The organism is Protofrankia sp. CiP1_Cm_nod2 (assembly GCF_920664355.1).
In the GTDB taxonomy this organism is placed as follows: Bacteria; Actinomycetota; Actinomycetes; order Frankiales; family Frankiaceae; genus Protofrankia.
Window position 1 is genome coordinate 1 of record NZ_CAKKTL010000290.1, and the last position, 5,788, is coordinate 5,788.

Consider the following 5,788-nt stretch of genomic DNA (forward strand, 5'->3'; position numbering starts at 1 on the left):
TTGCCCCTTGTCTCGTGGGCTCGGAGATGTGTATAAGAGATGGCACGCTCCGTGCCAGAACCAACCCGGGCCGGCAGCCGGGAAACACCGCATCCCGGCCAGCGCCACCTCGACTCGACCCTGCCCCGCCTCAAGCCTGTAGGGCTCGGTGAGCATGCGGATCTCGTCGGCGAGCCGGGTGCCCGCCGAAACTGAGCGCGACCTGCGCTATAGGGGCCGGGTGGCCCATGGGTGAGATTCTCCCAAGGGCCACCCGGCGGCTATAGCGTGCGGAGTGCCGCTGTCGATTCCACGAGTCCGTTACGTTCTAGCTGGCGCAGAATGTCGTCGACGGACTCCGGTGGGTTCGTTCGGGAGTCCGCGATCTGTTGGATGGATGCTGCCACCGCCTGCCCTCTGATGCCCACCTGGTCCAACACGAAGGCATCGGGTGTCTTGGCTTCGACACCCCACGGTTCCAGGTCGGCGGCGGGGAAGTCTTTCAGGTTCCGGGTGACGATGACCTGAGCACCGGCCTTGATCGCGGCAGCCAGCACATGCCGGTCTCCGGGATCGGGGAGCTTCAGCCCTTCGATCAGCGGCTCGTAGCCGAACACCAGGACGTCTCTGATGGCCGCGTTCATAAGGCTACGGAGGCGAGTGAGCTTCTCGGGCGATATGTCCGGCCGAGTCCGGCCTATCGCGGTGGCCATCTCGTCGAGGATCTCGTTGGTCCACTTCGCCTGCACCAGACCTGACTGCGCGATCCGGATCAGAAGATCGCGTAACGTGTTCGGATAGAGCACGTTGGCGTCGTACACCACCGTGAAGGTCATCGCTCAGTACAGCCCCAGTTCCTGGGTCAGCTCGGTCAGGTCGTCCGCCGTGCGCCGCCGCGCCAGGTCGTCGCGGCTCCTGTACTCGTGGAGATCACGGAACGTCACCCGCCGGTGTGTACCGACCAGACGGAACGGGATCTCACCGGCCTCCAGCAGTTTGATCAGATACGGCCGGGACACGTTCAGGAAGTCGGCCGCCTGCTGAGTGGTCAGCTCGGCGGAGTCAGGCGTGACGTTGACGCTCTCACCCTGTGCCAGGACGCGGAGAATCTGGGCGAGCAGGACAGTCGCCTCTCGGGGCACGACCAGGACATCGTCGCCCGCGAGCTCACCGCTGATCGTGACCGGATCGGCACCGGGGTGCGTCGTGAGGTACTCGCCGATGCGTCGCGCCGCCCGCCGGGCAAGCTCCGCATCGGGGTCCCGATGCCGGGCCGCGCCGCCAGCCTGACCGGTCATCTCCACCGCCATCTCCGTCACCTCCACAACATACAACCTGCAAACGCATTATCCGAAACAATCGCAACATCCGCAATCCCTGCACACGGGCCGGTGTCGGCGGCGAGCTGCACCAACTGCTACCACTACCGGACAAGGTCAAGGTGGACGCGCTGCTGGAAACCCCTGACGGCCGTGTCGTCGGGATCGAGGTCAAAGCCGGCGCCACCGTCCGCACCGAGGACCTCGCCGGCCTGCGCCACCTCGCGAACCTGCTCGGCCCACGCTTCGTAGCCGGCTACGTCCTCTACACCGGCCAACAAACCCTGCCCTTCGGCGACCGCCTCTGCGCTCTCCCCTCGACGCCCTGTGGAACCTGACCCCCTGATGACCCACCTGGCCCCGCGAGTCCGGTGAGGTCGTTCTCGCGGACCGGACGGGAACGGGCCGATGAACGACGCACGTTCCGCTTCCTCAGCCAGGCGTTCCCGAATCCTCCAACATCCGGATGCTGCTGGCAGCCGGCATGATCGGCGCTGGAGGTCCCGACGGTTCTCCTGCCTCCGCCTGCTGGCTCACTTCTTCTCGGGATCCGATCCCCGGAAGTATCGTTGCAGGTCGAAGTATGTTCCGAGGAGATCGGGCGGGACGGCCGGCGTCCCGTCCGGGTTGGACGGCATGCGTCCGGAACCCGGATCGACAAGGCCGACGAACAGGTCGATAACGCCGTTTGTCACCTTGTCGAGGATATTTGTCAGACTCGCCAGGTTGGGATCCCGCGCGGCGGGCGTGGTCAAGCCGGCGGTCAGCCTGCGCCCGTTCGCCGCCGAGGCGCGCAGGCTGAGCCCACGTAGCGGGCCGAGTTCCCGGCCGCCGCGTCGTACCCGGTCCGCCAGCTCCGTCGCCGTGATGAGCGTGAGCTGGCCGAGCGCCGAGTCGTCGAAGGCATCGGCCACGGCCCGCGCGAACCGTTCCGGGTCAGGGAGCCGGGTGGCGACCTCTGTGGCGACGAGAACGAACTCGTTGGGATTCGCCCGGAGCATCTCCGCGATCGCGGTGGCCAGCTCCGGGTGGCGGGGCAGAGCGCGACCGAGAACGGTGAGAGTGCTCGCTGCCTGGTCGGCGGAGCAGGCGGACCCCAGCGCACGGGCGAGAGACGGGTCAACCGCCAGCGCGACCGCCGCCAGATACTCGCCATACGCATCGGGCCGGATCGGGCTGAACGCCCATCGGCCCGGATAGAGCGTGCCGAGCGCGTTCTGGCACTGCCGGATCCCTTCGGCGTCGACGCCCAGTATGCCGGGCAGCGCGGCCGACAGGGCTTCCGCCTCCGCGAAGGAGCCGGGCCGCGTGAGTGTCGCCAGGGCGCAGATCTTGGCCGCCAGACCTGTCTGAAGGTCGCCGTCGTGACGGCCGAGCTCACGCCAGCAATGCTGATCGTGTTCCATCAGCGTGGCAAACGGGGCCCGGGAGCTGTGGATATCTCTGAGGGAGGCGTTCAGCGCCGCCGCGTGTACGTCCAGCACCGACTGAAGACGCATGAGATCAGCGGGTGGCGGCACGACGATCGGCCCGGCCTGTCGCAGCTCTGTCCGAAACGCCATGTATGCGGCATCAAAATGGACGCGCCGCGCGTCGGGCCCGGCCGGAAGAGGGGTTATCGACTGGGCCTGGGCCGCTCGGAAAAGGTCGGCGGTCCGCGTGTCGGCCAGCGACTGGAGATCCCGGAGCAGGTACTGGGCGGACCGTGTGAGCAGGAGCAGCCGCCGCGGCGAGGTGCCGGACGCGGCCCCCTCGGCGAGTATGGCAGCGATCAGGGCGGCCTGGTCGAGCCGCGGTTCGGCGCTGTCGACGACCACCATCACCGGGACATCGGCCTCGCGCAGGCACCGGAGCTGGGCCTGGCTCAACGAGGAGTTGACCAGGACCGTCAGCCAGCCCTGCTCGCTCAGCTCCTCGCAGACCCGCATGGCCAGCCGCGTCTTGCCCGATCCAGCCTCACCAGCCAGCAGCCGCGCGGAGAACAAGCCTGGCCCGGCCACCCAGAGATGCAGCGCGGCCCTGTCGCCGCTGAGCTCGACGAAGGGCGCGACGCGGTGTTCGGGCCTGAGCAGCACGCTCGGTGCGCAGATGGCGGTGGCACGGGGCTCGGGATAGGAGAAGAAGATGGCACCATGCCCACTGGCGCCTGGCACATCAGGCTCGGGAAACGACGGCCGGACGGGTACCGCCCTGCCGTCCTGAGGGTAGGGCGGCGCGCAGGTGGGCTTCGCCCGTCCGCCCGAGGCCGCCAGCCCCGCCGCCCACAGCAACTGAAAGCGGGCCTGGTCTTCCGGTTGGCCGAACAGGTCGAACGAGACGACCGGGCCCAGCAACCCGGGCGGCGCACAGTTCGCGACCCGGGCGACGAGAAGCCGGCGGCCACTGCCGGTCGGGTCACGGACCCAGGCAGCCTGCCATTCCGCCTTGCGGTGTTCCGAGCGGATGTAGGCGTCGGAAAGCACCACGATTGTTCGGTCGGACCGTTGAAGGCCGTCGTCGACGCTGGCAACCCAGTTGGAGCCGGGAACGGAGTCCCAGGCCCGGATCTGGACCTGGTACCCGGCATCTTCCAGCGCCCAGGCGATCCACTCTGCCCAGGCCCGGTCCGCCTGCGCGTACGACACGTAGAAGTCGTAGCTCTCGTAGCCGCTCGTGCCGTCCGCGCCGCCGCCTATGGTCACCTCGCCAGTGTGCCACCGGCACAGTCCGTGCTAGTCGGCGACATTATGCGACAAGGGTGTCGCACTGGCACTCGACTGACAGACGGGGCAGTTCGCAGTTGGGGCCGTGGCATGGCGCCACGGCCAGGAATCGACTGTGGCGCGGTTCGCGGTATCAGCGCGGCGCTCACCTCGTGGCGTCTGTCTCGACGATCGGATCTACTGAGCTGGCACCGGAGCGCCAGGCCGGAGACGGGGACTGATGGTCGACGCTACTGGCTGGCAGCCGAGGGTCTGCCGCTATCCAGGGGTGGCTCCAGAACCCGGTTCAGACGAACTTCAGATGCGGGCGAGCTGGGATTGCATCCGCCTCTGCCTCGGGCTTTGATGTCCGGCAGCGGACCGTGCCATCTACGTGTGGTAGACGTCGGCGCGGTGGTCGATACGTACGACGTGGACCATGCGTCTGCGGTCGTCGATGCGGTAGACCACGCGGTAGGCGCCGCGTCTGGCGGCGTGATAGCCGTGTAGCTCGCGGGCCAGTGGTTTGCCGACGCGTTGCGGGTTGTCGAGCAGCGCGCCGGTGACGAACTCGATCACCGCGGCTGCCACGGCGAGCGGCAGCCCGACCGGTGGGCCTTCGGTCAGCGTCCTGTGTGCGGCCGGGGCGAGCGAGAGCCGATAGGCGTCGTCGGTCACCGTTCCCGCTCGACCCGGACGGCGAACGCGCGACGTAGCTCGTCGGCACCGATGGCCTCACCGGCGGCGATGTCCGCCTCGGCCTGACGGATCCGCTCCACCGCGCCTGGCGTGGACAGCAGGTCGAGGGTTTCCTCCAACGCCTCCAGATCCGCGACAGCGAGCATGATCACCTCGGGTCGCCCGTTCCGGGTGATCACCACTCGTTCATGGGTGTCTCGGATCTCGTCCATCACGGCCGACAGCCGTGCCTTTGCATCCGCCAACGGGATCGTCGCCATGACCAGAATAATAGTCACGGGCTACCGAAGCCGCCGGGCAACATCACAGGCGTACTCGAAGAACCGATCACCGCCGTGGTTTGACGCCCGCGTCCGCTGGAGAGCCGGCAACCGCGTCAGGTCATCCGCGTCCCACAAGGTGGAACACCCGGCTGAGCCGCCGGTAGGGATCACGCCGGCCGGCTTCGAGTTCCACCTCGGCGATCCTGGTCAGCTCGTCCTCGTCGTCCTCGTCGTCCCCGTCGTCCCCGTCGTCGAGGGTCATCCAGTCGGTGAACAGCCACACGCCGTACCAGGCCAGCGGGCGAACTCCACGATCAGCGAACAGGCCGGAGAGTTCCTCGACGGTGTCGGCACGCGTGTCCAAACCCAGCACGCCGCACTCCCCCCGGGCGTGGAAGGCGGCCCGCGCGTCGTCCCACCGACGCTCCAGCGCGGGGCGGACGGCAAGGGTCGCCGCGTTGAGCGCCATCACCGAGACGATGCCGTCCACAACGGTGCACGCGCACAGGGCCTCGATCATCGGGGCCGGCTCGGACAGATACATCAACACGCCGTGACACAGCACAGCGGCAAATCGTCGGCCCCGCGTCAGGGCGGGCGCGTCCTCGCCGCTTCCTCGCACCAGCCGGACACGGTCACGAACGTCAGCCGGCTCGGCGGCCAGCCGCCGCTGCGCGGCAGCAAGCATCGCCTCGGACGAGTCGAGCAGGGCCCCAGCGCTGTGAGGATTTGTCGCCGTTCCTGCTCGAATCTGGCCGGCCAGGCCGGAGAGTAGTCGACAATCGTGATCGTGCGATGCTCGACGCCGCCGATAAGCTCTGCCATGGCCCTTATTCGCGTCGACCGA

General features: G+C 68.1%; 6 protein-coding genes and 2 pseudogenes. 1 reads left to right on the forward strand and 7 read right to left on the reverse strand.

Features of this window, described 5'->3' with window-relative positions; all coding sequences use genetic code 11:
- Nucleotides 1-260: 260 nt before the first annotated feature.
- A complete protein-coding gene (locus NBW84_RS21825; protein ID WP_250286960.1) occupies nt 261-815 on the reverse strand; it encodes a PIN domain-containing protein in 555 nt (184 codons plus the stop codon).
- Nucleotides 816-818: 3 nt separating this feature from the next.
- Nucleotides 819-1,277, reverse strand: a complete 459-nt coding sequence (locus NBW84_RS21830) for an excisionase family DNA-binding protein (RefSeq protein WP_445548810.1) — start codon at nt 1,275-1,277, stop codon at nt 819-821.
- A 140-nt stretch (nt 1,278-1,417) separates the two neighbouring features.
- Between NBW84_RS21830 and NBW84_RS21835 the strand changes: the two are divergent.
- Nucleotides 1,418-1,644 (forward strand): annotated as a pseudogene (locus tag NBW84_RS21835) (hypothetical protein); the annotation flags it as partial.
- Nucleotides 1,645-1,831: 187 nt separating this feature from the next.
- Here NBW84_RS21835 and NBW84_RS21840 read toward each other — a convergent pair.
- The 5 genes and pseudogenes from NBW84_RS21840 to NBW84_RS21860 all read right to left on the reverse strand — a co-directional run.
- Nucleotides 1,832-3,979: a TIR domain-containing protein gene (locus NBW84_RS21840; protein ID WP_250286968.1), complete on the reverse strand. Its 2,148-nt coding sequence runs from the start codon at nt 3,977-3,979 to the stop codon at nt 1,832-1,834.
- A 390-nt stretch (nt 3,980-4,369) separates the two neighbouring features.
- Complete coding sequence (locus NBW84_RS24595) at nt 4,370-4,657, reverse strand: type II toxin-antitoxin system RelE family toxin (protein ID WP_445548415.1); 288 nt, start codon at nt 4,655-4,657, stop codon at nt 4,370-4,372.
- Nucleotides 4,654-4,956 (reverse strand): type II toxin-antitoxin system Phd/YefM family antitoxin, encoded by a 303-nt coding sequence (locus NBW84_RS21850; protein WP_250286970.1) that lies wholly within the window; start codon nt 4,954-4,956, stop codon nt 4,654-4,656. The genes NBW84_RS24595 and NBW84_RS21850 overlap by 4 nt, the downstream gene beginning before the upstream one ends.
- A 103-nt stretch (nt 4,957-5,059) precedes the next feature.
- The gene (locus NBW84_RS21855; protein ID WP_250286974.1) at nt 5,060-5,485 is read right to left on the reverse strand and encodes a hypothetical protein; all 426 of its coding nucleotides are present in this window, start codon (nt 5,483-5,485) and stop codon (nt 5,060-5,062) included.
- 44 nt (nt 5,486-5,529) lie between these two features.
- Nucleotides 5,530-5,788 (reverse strand): annotated as a pseudogene (locus NBW84_RS21860) (hypothetical protein); the annotation flags it as partial.

Coding starts and splice junctions, on each gene's coding strand:
- NBW84_RS21825 (WP_250286960.1), bottom strand. CDS start 815: ATGACCTTCACGGTGGTGTACGACGCCAACGTGCTCTATCCGAACACG.
- NBW84_RS21830 (WP_445548810.1), bottom strand. CDS start 1,277: ATGACCGGTCAGGCTGGCGGCGCGGCCCGGCATCGGGACCCCGATGCG.
- NBW84_RS21855 (WP_250286974.1), bottom strand. CDS start 5,485: ATGTATCTGTCCGAGCCGGCCCCGATGATCGAGGCCCTGTGCGCGTGC.